We start from the raw sequence: 255 nt of genomic DNA, 5'->3' as shown, positions 1-255 counted from the left end.
ATTGTTTCCCAGATACCGTTGCCAGTTCTGCTCGAAATAGAGGGGCTTGATCTAATTCAAATGGCTGAATGAATGTCTTTGCGATGTCAGCAACGTCAGTTTCCGGAAGTTCTCGGGAAATCAGCTGAAATTCCACATTGAACCAATTTTTTTGAAAAATCTCTCCATCCACTGTTTCAAAGGAAGTACGCAGTGCTTCATGTCTGTCGATTAGCTGCTGAAAGACAGTCTCAATTCGATTTCGATCCACTTCCC

The 255-nt window shown here is 42.7% G+C and carries 1 protein-coding gene; it reads right to left on the bottom strand.

Translation table 11 applies throughout. From position 1 onward, the window contains the following. On the bottom strand, positions 1 to 255 hold a 255-nt coding region (locus OQ477_RS20880; RefSeq protein ID WP_265973609.1), incomplete at both ends, for a condensation domain-containing protein.

It is taken from the genome of Bacillus sp. ChL18, from assembly GCF_026241425.1.
Taxonomy (GTDB): domain Bacteria; phylum Bacillota; class Bacilli; order Bacillales; family Bacillaceae; genus Bacillus; species Bacillus velezensis.
Note: the sequence above shows the minus strand (reverse complement) of the source record. Positions and strands in the feature narration are given on the sequence as shown.